The organism is Peribacillus sp. NPDC096447, from assembly GCF_044762725.1.
Lineage (GTDB): Bacteria > Bacillota > Bacilli > Bacillales > DSM-1321 > Peribacillus.
This window is the reverse complement of sequence record NZ_JBIWEV010000001.1, coordinates 1,072,855-1,088,031: the sequence shown is the minus strand read 5'-3', so window position 1 is coordinate 1,088,031 and position 15,177 is coordinate 1,072,855. Positions and strand designations below refer to the sequence as shown.

Below are 15,177 nucleotides of genomic sequence, written 5' to 3'. Positions count from 1 at the left end.
ATGAAAGTTTCCCATTAAATGCTATAATTTACAGGTGATTCTATCAAATGACAGAGAACGGAGATGAAGAAATGAAATCTTCAGTAAATCAGTTTTCCACTCAATTTGAATGGATATTGAATGTGATCAATGTGGGGGTCCATATTGTGAATAAAGATGGGGATACGGTTTTTTACAATGAAATGATGGCACATATCGACGGGCTTGATCGTGAGCAGGTGCTGGGGGAGAATATTTTTCAGCTTTATCCTTCATTGACTGATGAATCCAGTACGCTGCATGTAGCATTGGAAAAAGGCAATGAAACCATTGAGTCCATTCAAACATATGTCAACTTAAAGGAGAAAAAGATAACGTCCATCAATAGTACGTATCCTTTGTATGAGGATGGTGAAATTATTGGGGCAGTGGAAATCGCAAAGGATATTACGAAGGTCATGAATATGTATGACCAAATTGTCGATTTGCGTTCCCAGCTGGCTGAGACCCATAGGAAAAATAAGTTCTCTGAAGGGACGGCGACCTATCATTTTAGTGATTTGATCGGTAATAGCCCTGCTTTTCAGCAAGCGGTTTCATTGGCGAAAAAAGCGGCCCGTACACATTCCCCAGTCATGATTTATGGACCAACAGGGACAGGGAAGGAACTTGTCGCGCAAAGTATACATAATGTAAGTGCTCAGAGAAATCAGCCTTTTATCGCGCAAAACTGTGCGGCTGTTCCCAAGGAATTGATGGAGGGTCTGCTGTTCGGCACGACGAAAGGGGCTTTTACCGGAGCGATGGATCGCATGGGCATTTTTGAGCAGGCAAATGGCGGTACCCTTTTCCTTGATGAGCTGAATAGCCTCGACCTCGGCCTGCAGGCAAAATTGCTGCGAGTGCTTCAGGAAGGTGAGGTGCGCCGTGTTGGAGGTTCGAAGGAGCAAAAGATTAATGTGAAGATCATTGCTGCGATGAACATTTCTCCGGAAGAGGCGTTGGAGCGGGGAATCATTCGCTCGGATTTATTCTTTCGCCTCAATGTCGTGACGATCCAGATGCCTTCCCTTTCGGAGCGTAAAACGGATATTCCGGAAATCGTCAATCACTTTATTCAAAAATTCAACAAATCATTTTTTACGGAAGTGCGCGGGATCAGTCATAAGGCGATGCAGCGGCTTCTTCAATATCCATGGCCAGGGAACATTCGTGAACTGGGACATGCCATCGAGTTGACCTTTAACGTCATGGACGCAGGGGAAGATATGATTGATGAACATCATCTTCCTGCCTATCTTTTCCCTTCAGGAAATTACGCAACAGCAAATGAGCAGAGCCATCCTACGCCATTGAAAAACAGGATTGATTTACCTGTTGTTCTTGAAGAAATGGAAAGGGAAATGATCATCAACATGTTTGAGAAATATAACGGGAATATCAGCAAAACGGCAGAAGCCCTCAATATTAAAAGACAGGGACTGCAATATAAGTTAAACAAGTACGGCATTGAAAAAGTTTATACGGCAGGATCGAAGGAATCCAAGTAAATTCAGGTTTTTTGGAAACGCTATCACTATCTTGGTAATGATGTAACTTGAAGAGGGTTCTCTTGTAAAGAGATCCTCTTTTTTTTTTGATTTTTTGCTTGGCGCAAAGAATTTGGCTGCAAAAAATTATGCGTAATGAAAAATATCTTGCGATTTTAAGCTTGGTTTGCCCCCTTTTGCTTATGTTTTCCTTGTTATCAATGTTGGCATCATTCTTGCGAGAGTATATAGATAAGTTCTTAGAATAAAGGGGGCATTATTAATGAATTTGATGGGAATGGATGTAAAACATAAAGAATACCTAGGTGGACGCAGGCATTATAATGATATCGAATTGTGGAAGGATGTAACGGAAGAGCAGTGGAATGATTGGATTTGGCAATTGACCAATACGATTAAAACACTGGATGATCTGAAAAAGGTCGTCAACCTGACACCGGAAGAAGAAGAAGGAGTCCGGATTTCGACTCAAACGATTCCATTGAACATTACACCTTATTATGCTTCTTTGATGAATCCCGATGATCCTCGCTGTCCGATTCGTTTACAGTCGGTACCGCTTTCGGCAGAAATGAACAAGACTAGATATGATTTGGAGGATCCGCTGCATGAGGATGAGGATTCCCCAGTTCCAGGATTGACGCATCGTTATCCGGATCGCGTTCTGTTCCTTGTAACGAACCAATGCTCCATGTACTGCAGATATTGTACGCGACGCCGCTTTTCAGGTCAGGTCGGCATGGGTGTTCCAAAGAAGCAGCTTGACGGGGCGATTGAATATATCCGGAACACTCCGGAAGTGAGGGACGTACTGATCTCTGGAGGAGACGGCCTGTTGATCAATGATAAGATCCTTGAATACGTATTGAGTAACCTACGTGCCATCCCGCATGTGGAAATCATTCGGATCGGCACACGTGCACCGGTCGTTTTCCCGCAGAGGATTACCGAAAATTTATGTAATATTCTGAAAAAATATCATCCGGTTTGGTTGAATACGCATTTCAATCATTCACTTGAACTGACGGATGAAGCGAAAAAAGCATGTGATATGCTGTCGATGGCGGGAGTGCCGCTTGGTAATCAGGCAGTCATCCTGGCTGGTATCAACGATAGTGTACATATCATGAAAAAGCTTATGCATGACTGTGTAAAAGCAAGGGTAAGACCTTATTACATTTATCAATGTGATCTATCTGAAGGGATTGGCCATTTCCGGGCGCCGGTTTCAAAAGGACTGGAAATCATTGAAGCGCTGCGTGGCCATACATCAGGATATGCAGTGCCAACCTTTGTGGTGGATGCTCCTGGCGGTGGCGGAAAGATTGCCTTGACTCCGAATTACCTTCTTTCGCAAAGTCCGGATAAAGTCGTTTTACGGAACTTTGAAGGAGTAATCACAAGCTATCCGGAGCCGAAGAATTATGTTGCCGGCAGTGCGGATGCTTACTTTGATGAAGTGTATGGTACTGCGGATAGGAAAGAAGCCGTCGGGATTTCCGCTCTCATGACGGACGAGAAATTCAACTTGGTGCCGGAGGGCCTTCGTCGTCTTGACAAGAGAAAAGCTTATGAAAGCACTGATGAACATGCTTCCTTGAAGGATCGCCGTGATAAACGGGATGAAATGAAGGAAAAATTAAGGTTAGCCCAAGAAAAAAAGAACGCCATGGCCGCCAGTGGCTCGGTGAAATCTGATGGCAAGGAGGAATGAAGATGGACTGCTTGTGGTGCAAAACCCCAAACGTAGAAGAAAGTGAAAAGAAGGACTGTTACTGGATCATGCCTGACGGGAAACGCTCAATAAAAGTCCTTCAAGTTCCAGCCTTGAACTGTCCTGAATGTGGAATCTATGTGTCTGATTCGATGAATCAAAAGGTGGATGAAGCCTTATCCATCTATGATGTGAGTGAATATCCTGATGAGTTTACGTATGATCAGCTTCTTCAGGCACCTATCAAAAAATTATTTAATTGGAAATAGAATGCCGGGAGAAGCGGATGATATGCATCTCTTCTCCCGAATTCTTTAAATAAGGGGGGTACATAATGCCTGTTCAAAAGCTGCCTTTTTTCACCCAAATGGAGACTGGGGATTGTTATACGATGGAACTCTATCATGATCATGCCAATCAGCGCTTACGCATGGATGATTATCGGGGAAATATCAACAAAGCGATCGATCGGGCCCTTGCCATCGCAAAGGAGCAGGGCTTTACTAAAGTGATACTTAAAGCCAGGAATGAAGATTTATCCGCTGCATTGAGTCAGGGATTCATGCTGGAAGGAATATTGAGCAAGTATTTCAAAGGGAATGATGCCTATTGCATGGCCTTCTATTTAACGGATGAAAGGCGAACAAGCGACTTTTGGGTCAAGGAAGATAAAGTCATCCAAGATGTCAGTCAGATTCCTAGACTGATTGAATCTCAGCAAATACCTAAGGATTATATCCTCCGGTTTGCTACGGTTGAAGATGCAAAAGAGCTGGCGAATTTATATGGTGCCATCTTTGAAACCTATCCTACACCGATGAATGATGAGCGATATATCAAGAAAGTGATGGAGGAAGGTACGATCTTTAGTGTTATCGAATATGAAGGAACCATCGTGAGTGCTGCATCCGCTGAAGTGAATGAGATGTATCACAATGCTGAATTAACGGACTGTGCAACAATTCCTCAGCATCGGAAGCATGGTTTCATGAAGGTGCTCATCTCCGCCTTGGAACAAGAATTGTTCAGGAAAAACATTTATTGCTCTTATTCATTAGCGCGTTCATTGTCAATGGGCATGAACGCCGTCTTTCATCAGCTGGGATATGAATATGGTGGCAGATTAACGAAGAATTGCAATATTTGGGATAAGTATGAGGACATGAATATTTGGGGTAAAGATTTATCCCTCAAGTAGGAGGATTGTTTTTATGGCTAAATACACATGGGTTGATAAAGAAACCTGTATTGCGTGCGGGGCATGCGGTTCAACAGGTCCTGAGATTTATGACTATGACGATCAAGGGATCGCTTTCGTCATCTTGGACGATAATCAAGGGATTGCCGAGGTTCCTGAAACCTTGCATGATGACATGCAAGATGCCATGGAAGGCTGCCCTACAGAATCCATCCTGATTCAGGATGAGCCTTTTAGGATCGGTTCCTTTTAGAACTTAATTGATTAATAGATATTGCACAGTGGGTACGAACGTTAAAAGGAGAGATGACATGACACGCAATTATTTGATTAAGCCTACTTTAGATCATGACTATCCCACTATCTCTCATGGGAATGGAATTTATCTTTATGATATAGATGGAAATCAGTATATAGATGGATCATCAGGAGCAGTCACAGCTAGTATTGGACATGGCGTATTGGATGTTGTCGAGGCAATGACGGAGCAGGCCCGCAAAGTTTCTTTTGCATATAGGTCTCATTTTACGAGTGAAGCCGCAGAGGCATTGGCCAAAAAGCTAAGTGAGTTGGCTCCAGGGGATTTGAATTGGTCATTTTTCGTGAATAGTGGATCGGAAGCGACCGAAACGGCGATGAAGATCGCGATTCAACATTGGCAAGAAAAAGGGTTTGAGCGAAAAAACCGCATTGTCTCCAGGTGGACGAGTTATCACGGGATCACGATGGGCGCTTTATCGATGTCCGGCCATGTACCAAGAAGAAAGCGTTTTGTGCCGCTATTGGAGGATTTCCCTAGCATTTCGGCTCCATACTGTTATCGCTGTCCTTATAATAATGAAACTTCCGGATGCAAGCTTCAGTGTGCAAATGAACTGGAGACAGCCATTCAAAGGGTCGGATCCGAGAATATCGCCGCCTTCATCGCAGAACCCATAATCGGAGCATCCGCTGGTGCTGTAACACCGCCGGATGGCTACTATCAAAGGATTAAGGAAATCTGCGAAAACTATGACATTCTTTTTATTGCCGATGAGGTAATGACGGGAATCGGACGGACAGGAAAAATGTTCGCGATGGAACACTGGGGAGTCACTCCGGATATCATCGCATTGGGTAAAGGAATGAGCGCAGGCTATACTCCAATGGCAGCCACAATGGTTACTGACCGTGTCATGGAGCCCATTTTAAAAGGCTCGAAATCAATCATGGCTGGACACACATATAGTGCAAACCCTCTATCTGCTGCCGTTTCATTGGAAGTGCTTTCCTACATTGAGGGAAATGACCTGGTTCATGCAGCGGAAAATAAAGGTCAATATCTGTTTAAGAAGCTGCAAGGATTGGCTGAGAAATTCGACATCATTGGTGATGTAAGAGGGAAAGGGCTGCTCCTTGGGCTTGAGTTTGTCTCCGATCGGATTTCAAAAACTCCATTCGACTTGCAAATCGGCCTGACTACAAGGCTTGTCAATAAGGCTTTTGCAAAGGGGTTGTTAATCTATCCTGCTGCAGGTGCGATTGAAGGAATCGCTGGCGATGCGGTTATTTTATCTCCGCCATTAATCATTACGAATGAAGAAATCGATCGCCTCGTCAAGATACTCGAAGCTTCCCTCGCAGAGTTGCAGCAAGAATTGTACGCGGAAGGTTTGATTGAGGACATGCAGGCTATTTAGGAGGAACGATATGAAGCAGGTCATTACGAAGAAAAACAAAATTGTGACCTTGGAAGAAGCACTGGAGCATATTTCCGATGGATGCACACTCATGTATGGCGGATTTGGAGGGGTGGGAACTCCTCCTACGCTCGTACAGGGTATCCTTGCCAAGGGCGTTAAGGAATTGACCTTGATTGGCAATGATACTGGATTTCCTGACATTGGCATAGGCCGGCTTGTGACTGCTGAAAGGGCAAAGAAAGTGATCGCCTCGCATATCGGATCCAATCCTAATGCTGGCAGGCTCATGACTGAAGGAAAGCTGCAAGTCGAATTTTCACCGCAAGGGACATTGGCCGAACGGATTCGTGCAGGCGGTGTAGGCTTAGGCGGGATTTTTGTCGATGTCGGGATTGGTACGATCGCCGAAGAAGGCAAGAACAAGATTAAGATAGAAGGAAAAGAATATTTGGTGGAAACCGCTTTGACGGCTGAAGTCAGCATCGTCCATGCCAAAAAGGCAGATTCGCTTGGGAATTTAGTGTACGACAAGACTGCATGTAACTTCAATCCGCTGGTCGCGATGGCTGGAGCCTTCACGATTGCGGAAGTGGAGGAAATCGTTCCTGCAGGCGAATTGGATCCGGAATGTATTGCCACACCAGGCATTTATGTAGATATGGTGATTCCGACAAAAGGGGTGAATTGGAAATGGGCATGGCAGTAGATGTACGAAATCGCATCGCGAAACGCGCCGCCAAGGAAATTCATGACGGATTGATCGTCAACTTAGGCATCGGCATCCCTACCCTGGTGGCCGACCATATACCTCAAGATATCTCTGTGCTGTTCCATGCGGAAAACGGAGTTCTCGGTACAGGTCCAAGTCCTGATCCAGGGAAAGAAGATCCTGCCCTCTGTAACGCGGGAGGGTTTCCAATCACCACTGTAATGGGCGCTTCATACTTTGACAGTGCAACTGCATTTGGAATGATCAGGAAAGGATACATCGACATCACCATACTTGGAGCCCTGGAAGTGAGTGAAAAAGGGGATTTGGCGAATTGGATCGTCCCAGGAAAGCGGGTGCCGGGGATGGGCGGGGCAATGGAACTTGCCCAGAAAGCCAAAAAGGTGATCGTCCTGATGAATCACGTGAATAAGCAGGGGGAATCGAAGATATTGAAGACTTGTACGCTTCCATTGACGGCAAGGCAGAGTGTGGATTTAATCATTACGGATATGGCAGTCATGGAAGTTACAGAAGAGGGATTGGTGCTAAAGGAAGTCATGGCGCCTTATACAGTGGATGATGTGCTAAGGAATACGGAGGCAACGTTGAAAATCCATGCTGCTGTCAACACCATTGAATAGGTAAGAGGAGGAAAAAAGCATGAATGAGGTTGTCATCGTTGCTGGAGTACGAACTGCAGTTGGATCCTTTGGCAAATCACTACGGAATGTTAAAGCCACCGAATTGGGCCGTCAAGTATTGGAAGGTTTAATGGATAATTCTGGGTTAGGTAAAGAAAAGGTAAATGAAGTGATTTTCGGACATGGCTATGTCCACGGAGGCGGACTTAACTCGGCTAGAATTTCGTCGCAGATGGCATGTTTCCCACACAGTGTCCCAGGCCACGTTGTAATCAAAGCATGTGGATCAGGTTTAAAGGCCATTACCAACGCCGCTTTAACTATCGCTGCTGGTCAAGAAGACGTAATCATTGCCGGCGGAGTGGAGAGCATGAGCAATGTGCCTTATATCGTGAAAAATAGATGGGGCGGTAAATTTGGAAACGTAACGATGGAGGATGCTCTGCTGGCAGATGGATTAATATGTTCCTTGGGAAATGAACATATGGGAATAACTGCCGAGCGCTTGGCTGAAAAATACGGTATCCGTCGTGAAGAACAGGATCAATTTGCTTATCAAAGCCACAAGAAGGCTTGGAAAGCTATAGTAGAGGGTCGCTTTGATAGAGAAATTATTTCGCTTAAAATCAAGGATCGAAAAGGACTTCAAATCTTCAACCATGACGAAGGGGTACGCGAGGACATTCATCTAGATCAACTAGCCAGTCTTCCAGCAGTATTCAAAAATGAAGGAACCATTACGGCAGGAAATGCCTGTCCTATGAATGATGGAGCTGCAGCTGTACTATTAATGTCCAAACAGCAAGCAGAAGAAAAGGGATTAAAATCGCTCTTGAAAATAAAGGCTTTCGCCAGTGCAGGAGTTGAACCTGGAGTTATGGGGATTGGACCCGTACCAGCGACTCGAAAGGCATTGGCAAAAGCAGGTCTATCGTTAGAGGATATAGGACTGATTGAACTTAATGAAGCCTTTGCTGCCCAAGCACTTGCAGTGATCAAGGAGTTAGATTTGAATCAGGATATTGTCAATGTCAATGGAGGGGCAATTGCACTTGGTCACCCTGTAGGAGCAACAGGTGCAAAATTGACAGTCACACTGATGCATGAAATGTTGCGTTCACAAGTTAAGTACGGAATGGTAACGTTGTGTATGGCAGGTGGAATGGGACTTTCAGTAATCTATGAGAATATGTGTATTTAAGGAGGATAAATGTGCCGGATATAAAAAAACGGATAAACCAATGGATAGAGGATCATCGGGAAGAAGGAACAAACCTATTGCAAAAAATGGTACAAGCCCCGAGTACGCAAGGAAATGAAGCAGGGGCACAGGCCATCGTCGCACAAAAGCTGCAGGAAATGGGTTTGCAGATCGATAGTTGGGAACCTGACGGCGGAGAGCTGAAAAAGCATTCTTATTTCTATTCTCCACGCAGTGAATTTTCCAACAGCCCCAATGTGGTAGGTATCATGAAAGGGACTGGAGGCGGACGTTCCATCATTTTGAACGGACACATCGATGTGGTCCCGGATGGAGACCGGGATCAGTGGGACGACGACCCATATAGCGGAGCGATTAAGAATGGAAGAATGTTTGGACGCGGAGTAACCGATATGAAGGGTGGAAATGTATCGCTGATCCTTGCGATGCAGGCATTGAAGGAAAATGGGATCCAATTAAAGGGGGATGTCATATTTCAAAGTGTGATTGAAGAAGAAAGCGGCGGAGCCGGAACATTAGCGGCCGTCCTGAGGGGATATAAAGCCGATGCCGCCCTGATCCCTGAACCGACGAATATGAGGATCTTTCCGAAACAGCAGGGTTCGATGTGGTTCCGGATCCATGTAAAAGGACGGTCAGCACATGGCGGAACAAGGTATGAAGGCGTTAGTGCGATTGAAAAAAGCATGGCAGTCATCAATCATATTCGTGCCTTGGAAGACAAGCGAAATGCACGTATCAGTGATCCGCTTTATCAGAACACGCCTATTCCGATTCCTATCAATCTAGGTGTCATTGAAGGCGGTAATTGGCCGTCATCCGTTCCCGACCTTGTGAAAATCGAAGGAAGGATGGGCGTTGCGCCGGAGGAAACGATGGAGCAGGCGAAAGACGAAATGGCTGCCTGGTTATTGCAGCTGGGGGAAGTGGACCAATGGTTCAAGGAAAACCCACCAGTATTGGAATGGTTCGGGGCACGTTGGGTTCCGGGAGCAATCGACGTAGAGCATGAATTGATGAATGCGCTTGTTCATCAATATCGGCAAGTGGCCGGACAGGACCCTGTCATTGAAGCATCCCCTTGGGGAACGGATGGGGGATTGCTGACACATGTCGGTGAAACGCCTGCAATCGTGTTCGGGCCAGGAGTAACCGAGGTTGCCCACTATCCAAATGAATACATCCTGCTCGACAACGTTTTCTCCACAGCGGAGATCATTGCTCTTACTTTAATTCAATGGTGTGGAATGGAGACTGAGCAGGATGGGGTCACCAAGGCCGGGAATAGGGAGACGATACCAGGCAATGGCAATTAAACTGGAAAGCATCCCAGCAAGTAAAGCGAAATATTTCAGACAAAGCGGTTGTTAAAAACTCTTATATATCTTGAACTTTTAACTATAAAAGAAAATGAGGTAGGAACCATATGGATATGAATCTCATTGATAATCAAGAACCGACAGTTAAAAGGCATCCCCATAATCAAGAACCAACAGTTAAAAGGCAACTGAAAGCAAGGCATATGACCATGATTGCCATTGGCGGTTCAATAGGAACCGGATTATTCCTGGCAAGCGGGGCAACCATCCAGAGCGCAGGGCCTGGTGGTGCCCTGGCTGCATATGCCTGCATTGGAATCATGGTTTATTTCCTGATGACGAGCTTAGGGGAAATGGCGACATATATGCCTGTGTCGGGATCATTTTCCACCTACGCCACACGCTTTGTTGATCCCGCATTCGGCTTTGCACTTGGCTGGAATTATTGGTTTAACTGGGCAGTCACCCTTGCCGTGGAAATAGCTGCAGCAGCCATCATCATGAAATTTTGGCTCCCTGATGTACCCAGCCTTATATGGAGCGCATTGTTTCTTGGAATCGTCTTCACCCTCAACGCCCTATCCATTAAAAGCTATGGTGAATCTGAATATTGGTTTGCACTAATAAAAGTCATCGCCATCATTTGCTTCATCATTATTGGTTTATTGACCATATTGGGGATTTTTGGCGGAAAGGTGATCGGATTTGAAAACTTCACCATGGATGAGGCACCATTCAAGGGAGGATTTTTATCGATCATCTCAATCTTTCTAATCGCGGGATTTTCTTTTCAAGGAACTGAACTTGTTGGTATTGCTGCCGGAGAAAGTGAAGAACCCGAAAAAAATGTTCCGAATGCGATCCGCCAAGTATTTTGGCGCATCCTCTTATTTTACATCGGGGCCATCCTGATACTCGGCCTCTTAATCCCTTATACGAGTCCAAGTTTGTTGAACGGAGATGTCGAAAACATTTCTGTAAGCCCTTTCACGCTTGTCTTTGAACGGGCAGGACTGGCATTCGCAGCATCCGTCATGAATGCGGTCGTGTTAACCTCCTTACTATCAGCAGGGAACTCGGGGCTATATGCATCAACGCGGATGTTATGGTCGATGGCAAAAGATAAACAAGCTCCCAAATTCCTGGCTAAAGTCAACCGCAGGGGAATCCCGATGAATGCTTTGATCATGACATCCTTAATTGGAGGACTCGCCTTCTTGACCTCCATTTTCGGGGACCATGTATTTACATGGCTATTGAATGCATCCGGGCTGACCGGCTTCATCGCCTGGATTGGAATCGCCATAAGCCATTATCGCTTTAGACGTGCCTATGTTGCACAGGGGGGTGACCTAAACGAATTGAAATATAAAGCAAAATGGTTTCCATTCGGCCCGATTCTTTCATTCACCCTGTGCATGCTCGTCATAGCAGGACAGAATTATGGAGCATTCCTAAGCGGCAGCATCGACTGGTATGGCGTCGCCGTCTCCTATATCGGATTACCGATATTCCTGGTAGTCTGGTTAGGATATAAGTTTTATCACAAGACCAAATTAATAGCATTAAAAGATTGTCAATTCGATAAATCAGATGTGGCTTGATACCAATGGAAAAAACCTGAACTCCCCTTTGGGAACTCAGGTTTTTTTATGAGGATTTGTATGAAAATCCAGTTATATCTCCGAAAATCCAGTTATATATTCGAAAATAGAAATATATCTTCGGAAATCCAGTTATATCTCCGAAAACAGAAATATATCTCCGAAAATCCAGTTATATCTTCGAAAATAAGAATATATTGACGAAAGCGGCAATTATCTCATTAAAGTTCGCATTGTTTCTTCCATTCCTTCTTTGTATGGAGTTTTAGGTATGGGGCCGATGCGGTTTTCATATTTTTCTCCATCCAGGATGAATCCTTCTTTGGTTAAATACATGATTTCCACTACTTCTTTCATGAAAGGGTTGAACAAGCCAAGTATCTGAATGATGTTTTTTGTAAGGGGAAGAACCATCTTTTTCTGTCCCGTTACCTGACGGGCAATTTGGATGATTTCGTTTCCGGAAATCAGACCAGGCCCAGGGATGTTCCAATTTTCTCCATAGGAGTCGTCTTTTTCTGCAATTTCCACGATCATTTTTGCTGCATCCGGTAAGTAGACATATTCTCTTGGTGTTTTTAAGTCCCCGATAAAGACGGTCGTTTTATTTGCAGCGAGCCCATTCAATGTTGGCTGAAGGTAGGAGTTCTGTGAGGTAGCGCCATAATAGTCTGGCAGCCTGACAATCAATGCTCTGGCATTTTTCCATTTTTGGCTGAATATGAGCTTCTCGAATTTCAACCTGATTTGCCCTTTTTTTGTATGCGGCTGTTTTGGATGGTTTTCATCTCCTTTCGCAACTTGGTGCCCATAGATATATATCCCATCTACAATGACAATCTTCTTACCTAAAATATCGGTTGCCTTCATGACACTTTCCCCAAGTGAAAGGAGTTTTAAAGCCATCTCTTGATAGGGAACGTTGGCACATTGGAAAATGACTTCCGCATCTTTTGCAGCCTCTACAATGGTTTTGTAATCAAAGATGTCACCGATTCTGTATGTTAATTGTTGCGAATGACCATGCTCTTTCATTAATTGCTCTAGCTTACTTCTTGAACGCCCGAAAGCGATGACTTCTGTGCCCCTTGATAACAATTCTGAAACAATGACTTGACCTGATCCGCCGGTTGCTCCTAAAACAATAGCTTTCTTCATATTTTACATCCCCTTTTGATTTATTGATCAATCACTAAATAAAGATTCAAAATAAGAAACCGATGAAAATCGGTTCTTACCTGCCCCCGCCATCTATAAGCTCGGGCATATTGATGAAGTGGGAAATATTGCAGAGTATCCCCCTCGCCAGGAAGGTGGTCACTTGGTCCTCGGCATTCGGAATTCCAGCAGATTGAAATTTTTCAAGTGTGTGATTTCTAATGCGTGCTAACCCTGATCGAGTAGAATTTCTTATTGCGTCTTCCGTCACTGAAAGTCCTATGACCTGCAGGGCGATTTCATTGGGATTGGATTCAGTCAATTCTTCATAAACCTGGATCATATGGTTAACAAGGTCTTCGGGTCCTGCTTCAATTTTAAAGGCTTCAAGGATCCTTTCGTATGCCCGATCCAGAGCCGCTACGAATAACTCCTCTTTAGTTTTAAAGAATTTAAACACATATGGCTGGGAGATGCCGGCTTTTTCTGCAATGAAGGCAGTCGTTGTATTGTAATAGCCTTTTTCTGCAAAAACCTCCAAACCAGCTTCCAGAATGTCATCTTTTCGGTTCTCTTTTTTGGGTCTGACCATTGGTATCCTCCATAATTTCATTAATTAGTGATTAATCAATCACTAATTAATATCATAATATCGCAGTATGGTAATTTTTGCAATAAGGTATTTGAATCATTTTTTTGCAGCTGAATAATTGGGGAGGATGCGCAATACTATTATTCTATGTATGATAATACTTTGGATGAAAGGAAACTGATGATGAAAGAGGCGTTTCGCGGTTCTGGAATTGGAGTCATTTTCATGGCGTTCTTCGGTACACTGTGGGCAGGTACCGGTGTGATAGGATTGCAGGGGTGGGGGTTTCCCTACGTGGAACTCGCAGCCATATTGGTCGGAATCATAATGGTTATCGGAGGCATATCATTAATTCATGCATCACAAAAAATGTCCAATCAAGTTTCAGAAAATGGGGCTAGGCGTCTGAAGCGTATCGGATTTTTGTTTAATATGGTCTTCATTGCCGAAGGTTTGCTGATTGGAATTGCCATTGCCATCTGTAACTTGATAGATCATATTGATCTTATACCGGGCGTCATCGCCATTATTGTTGGGATTCATTTTTTACCTTTGGCATCACTTTTCCAAATCAAGATCTACTATGCAACAGGAGTGCTTCTCTGTTTATTGGCGCTTATCACATTGCTTATTGTGCCAGACACCGTCAAGTTTGGGGAGCATCAAATCCTTGCACCGTTATCATTGCTCGGCTTCGGATGTGCGCTAATTCTCTGGACCACTGGACTTACGCTATGGCTTGGAATAAAGAATTCAAGTCGAACGATAGCCGATGAAGATTGAACTCATCAAAAAACCCGTCATGATGAACGGGTTTTTCATTTCGATTAATTTTTCATCCAGGTCAAGAGCCTGACAATTTGAAATGGTTCATTCCAAACGAGAATGAAACTTAAAAGAAAGAATGCAGCCACAGCCAAAAATTTCGACTTGCCTTTTTCATTTTTATAGATGGCCCCGAAACTGCATAACATACCAATTAGTAACGCTCCGAATCCTGAAATCATAAGCAGCTCGGAGGCTTTTGGTAAAGCAAGGGAACAGCAAAATGATAGTGTACCAATCACTGCAAATCCGATAGACCAATTGCTTAAACTTTTCATAGAGACTCCTTTTTACTAATTATACCAATTTATTGTTTATAATGAAATTAATAAATTAGAGGTTGTCACTTATGGGAATATATTGTAATATATATAACAATATAAAAATCCATTTACATTTTAGAAGCATTGATAAGGACATGAATCATTTTTACGGTCTTCAGAGAGGGAAGGGCAGCTGCGAACTTCCTGGCTTAGGAAACTGATTTACCGCCTTTGAGTTATATCGGTGAACAAGAGTAACTGATATCGTCTAAGCTGCGTTACAAGCTCCAGAGCCATGAGTGTTTTTTGCTTATGGGAAATTGGGTGGAATCACGGGTAACGCACTCGTCCCTTACTTAGGGATGGGTGCGTTTTTTTATTATTATAATTATTGCCATGATAAGGACATGAATCATTTTTACGGTCTGCAGAGAGGGAAGGGCAGCTGCGAACTTCCTGGCTTAGGAAACTGATTTACCGCCTTTGAGCTATATCGGTGAACAAGAGTAACTGATATCGTCTAAGCTGCGTTACAAGCTCCAGAGCCATGAGTGTTTTTTGCTTATGGGAAATTGGGTGGAACCACGGGTAAAAACGCACTCGTCCCTTATATAGGGATGGGTGCGTTTTTTTTATATATAAAAATATTGCCATGATAAGGACATGAATCATTTTTACGGTCTGCAGAGAGGGAAGGGCAGCTGCGAACTTCCTGGCT

15 protein-coding genes and 3 other annotated features (1 of these 18 only partly in view) are annotated in these 15,177 nt (G+C 44.1%); of the genes, 12 read left to right on the top strand and 3 right to left on the bottom strand.

The window, feature by feature from the left end:
• Nucleotides 1-47: 47 nt before the first annotated feature.
• From ACIQZD_RS05420 to ACIQZD_RS05370, 11 genes are all read left to right on the top strand, one after another.
• Nucleotides 48-1,529, top strand: a complete 1,482-nt coding sequence (locus ACIQZD_RS05420) for a sigma-54 interaction domain-containing protein (RefSeq protein ID WP_402899101.1) — start codon at nucleotides 48-50, stop codon at nucleotides 1,527-1,529.
• 277 nt (nucleotides 1,530-1,806) lie between these two features.
• Entirely contained in the window at nucleotides 1,807-3,243 is a 1,437-nt protein-coding gene (kamA, locus tag ACIQZD_RS05415) for a lysine 2,3-aminomutase (RefSeq protein ID WP_137020585.1), read from the top strand.
• Nucleotides 3,244-3,245: 2 nt separating this feature from the next.
• Nucleotides 3,246-3,512 carry a YokU family protein gene (locus ACIQZD_RS05410; RefSeq protein WP_402899098.1) on the top strand — a complete coding sequence of 89 codons (267 nt, stop codon included), beginning with the start codon at nucleotides 3,246-3,248 and terminating at the stop codon, nucleotides 3,510-3,512.
• Nucleotides 3,513-3,577: 65 nt separating this feature from the next.
• Nucleotides 3,578-4,441, top strand: coding sequence for a putative beta-lysine N-acetyltransferase (gene ablB / locus ACIQZD_RS05405; protein WP_402899095.1), 864 nt, complete (start codon nucleotides 3,578-3,580; stop codon nucleotides 4,439-4,441).
• A 13-nt stretch (nucleotides 4,442-4,454) separates the two neighbouring features.
• Entirely contained in the window at nucleotides 4,455-4,694 is a 240-nt protein-coding gene (locus tag ACIQZD_RS05400) for a ferredoxin (protein ID WP_249597255.1), read from the top strand.
• 58 nt (nucleotides 4,695-4,752) lie between these two features.
• Nucleotides 4,753-6,120: an aspartate aminotransferase family protein gene (locus tag ACIQZD_RS05395; RefSeq protein ID WP_402899090.1), complete on the top strand. Its 1,368-nt coding sequence runs from the start codon at nucleotides 4,753-4,755 to the stop codon at nucleotides 6,118-6,120.
• Between the two features lie 10 nt (nucleotides 6,121-6,130).
• Nucleotides 6,131-6,829, top strand: coding sequence for a CoA transferase subunit A (locus tag ACIQZD_RS05390; protein WP_137020565.1), 699 nt, complete (start codon nucleotides 6,131-6,133; stop codon nucleotides 6,827-6,829).
• The gene (locus ACIQZD_RS05385; RefSeq protein WP_402899085.1) at nucleotides 6,814-7,476 is read left to right on the top strand and encodes a 3-oxoacid CoA-transferase subunit B; all 663 of its coding nucleotides are present in this window, start codon (nucleotides 6,814-6,816) and stop codon (nucleotides 7,474-7,476) included. Before ACIQZD_RS05390 ends, ACIQZD_RS05385 begins: the two co-directional genes overlap by 16 nt.
• A gap of 19 nt (nucleotides 7,477-7,495) precedes the next feature.
• Nucleotides 7,496-8,677: a thiolase family protein gene (locus tag ACIQZD_RS05380; RefSeq protein WP_402899082.1), complete on the top strand. Its 1,182-nt coding sequence runs from the start codon at nucleotides 7,496-7,498 to the stop codon at nucleotides 8,675-8,677.
• Nucleotides 8,678-8,688: 11 nt separating this feature from the next.
• A complete protein-coding gene (locus ACIQZD_RS05375) occupies nucleotides 8,689-10,014 on the top strand; it encodes a peptidase (protein WP_402899079.1) in 1,326 nt (441 codons plus the stop codon).
• Between the two features lie 116 nt (nucleotides 10,015-10,130).
• Nucleotides 10,131-11,621 (top strand): amino acid permease, encoded by a 1,491-nt coding sequence (locus tag ACIQZD_RS05370; RefSeq protein ID WP_402899961.1) that lies wholly within the window; start codon nucleotides 10,131-10,133, stop codon nucleotides 11,619-11,621.
• A 213-nt stretch (nucleotides 11,622-11,834) separates the two neighbouring features.
• On the opposite strand, the gene ACIQZD_RS05365 is transcribed toward ACIQZD_RS05370, so the two are convergent.
• Entirely contained in the window at nucleotides 11,835-12,779 is a 945-nt protein-coding gene (locus ACIQZD_RS05365; protein ID WP_402899075.1) for an SDR family oxidoreductase, read from the bottom strand.
• A 76-nt stretch (nucleotides 12,780-12,855) separates the two neighbouring features.
• Nucleotides 12,856-13,371, bottom strand: a complete 516-nt coding sequence (locus tag ACIQZD_RS05360) for a TetR/AcrR family transcriptional regulator (RefSeq protein ID WP_402899070.1) — start codon at nucleotides 13,369-13,371, stop codon at nucleotides 12,856-12,858.
• A 180-nt stretch (nucleotides 13,372-13,551) separates the two neighbouring features.
• Between ACIQZD_RS05360 and ACIQZD_RS05355 the strand changes: the two genes are divergently transcribed.
• On the top strand, nucleotides 13,552-14,154 hold the full coding sequence (locus tag ACIQZD_RS05355; RefSeq protein ID WP_402899066.1) for a DUF7010 family protein: 603 nt from the start codon (nucleotides 13,552-13,554) through the stop codon (nucleotides 14,152-14,154).
• 44 nt (nucleotides 14,155-14,198) lie between these two features.
• On the opposite strand, the gene ACIQZD_RS05350 is transcribed toward ACIQZD_RS05355, so the two are convergent.
• On the bottom strand, nucleotides 14,199-14,474 hold the full coding sequence (locus ACIQZD_RS05350) for a hypothetical protein (protein ID WP_402899063.1): 276 nt from the start codon (nucleotides 14,472-14,474) through the stop codon (nucleotides 14,199-14,201).
• A gap of 120 nt (nucleotides 14,475-14,594) precedes the next feature.
• Nucleotides 14,595-14,815 (top strand) — a binding site (T-box leader).
• Between the two features lie 31 nt (nucleotides 14,816-14,846).
• Nucleotides 14,847-15,070, top strand: a binding site (T-box leader).
• 32 nt (nucleotides 15,071-15,102) lie between these two features.
• Nucleotides 15,103-15,177 (top strand) — a binding site (T-box leader); it runs 147 nt beyond the window's last position.

Coding starts and splice junctions, on each gene's coding strand:
- ACIQZD_RS05420 (WP_402899101.1), top strand. CDS start 48: ATGACAGAGAACGGAGATGAAGAAATGAAATCTTCAGTAAATCAGTTT.
- kamA (WP_137020585.1), top strand. CDS start 1,807: ATGGATGTAAAACATAAAGAATACCTAGGTGGACGCAGGCATTATAAT.
- ACIQZD_RS05410 (WP_402899098.1), top strand. CDS start 3,246: ATGGACTGCTTGTGGTGCAAAACCCCAAACGTAGAAGAAAGTGAAAAG.
- ablB (WP_402899095.1), top strand. CDS start 3,578: ATGCCTGTTCAAAAGCTGCCTTTTTTCACCCAAATGGAGACTGGGGAT.
- ACIQZD_RS05400 (WP_249597255.1), top strand. CDS start 4,455: ATGGCTAAATACACATGGGTTGATAAAGAAACCTGTATTGCGTGCGGG.
- ACIQZD_RS05395 (WP_402899090.1), top strand. CDS start 4,753: ATGACACGCAATTATTTGATTAAGCCTACTTTAGATCATGACTATCCC.
- ACIQZD_RS05390 (WP_137020565.1), top strand. CDS start 6,131: ATGAAGCAGGTCATTACGAAGAAAAACAAAATTGTGACCTTGGAAGAA.
- ACIQZD_RS05385 (WP_402899085.1), top strand. CDS start 6,814: ATGGGCATGGCAGTAGATGTACGAAATCGCATCGCGAAACGCGCCGCC.
- ACIQZD_RS05380 (WP_402899082.1), top strand. CDS start 7,496: ATGAATGAGGTTGTCATCGTTGCTGGAGTACGAACTGCAGTTGGATCC.
- ACIQZD_RS05370 (WP_402899961.1), top strand. CDS start 10,131: ATGAATCTCATTGATAATCAAGAACCGACAGTTAAAAGGCATCCCCAT.
- ACIQZD_RS05365 (WP_402899075.1), bottom strand. CDS start 12,779: ATGAAGAAAGCTATTGTTTTAGGAGCAACCGGCGGATCAGGTCAAGTC.
- ACIQZD_RS05360 (WP_402899070.1), bottom strand. CDS start 13,371: ATGGTCAGACCCAAAAAAGAGAACCGAAAAGATGACATTCTGGAAGCT.
- ACIQZD_RS05355 (WP_402899066.1), top strand. CDS start 13,552: ATGATGAAAGAGGCGTTTCGCGGTTCTGGAATTGGAGTCATTTTCATG.
- ACIQZD_RS05350 (WP_402899063.1), bottom strand. CDS start 14,474: ATGAAAAGTTTAAGCAATTGGTCTATCGGATTTGCAGTGATTGGTACA.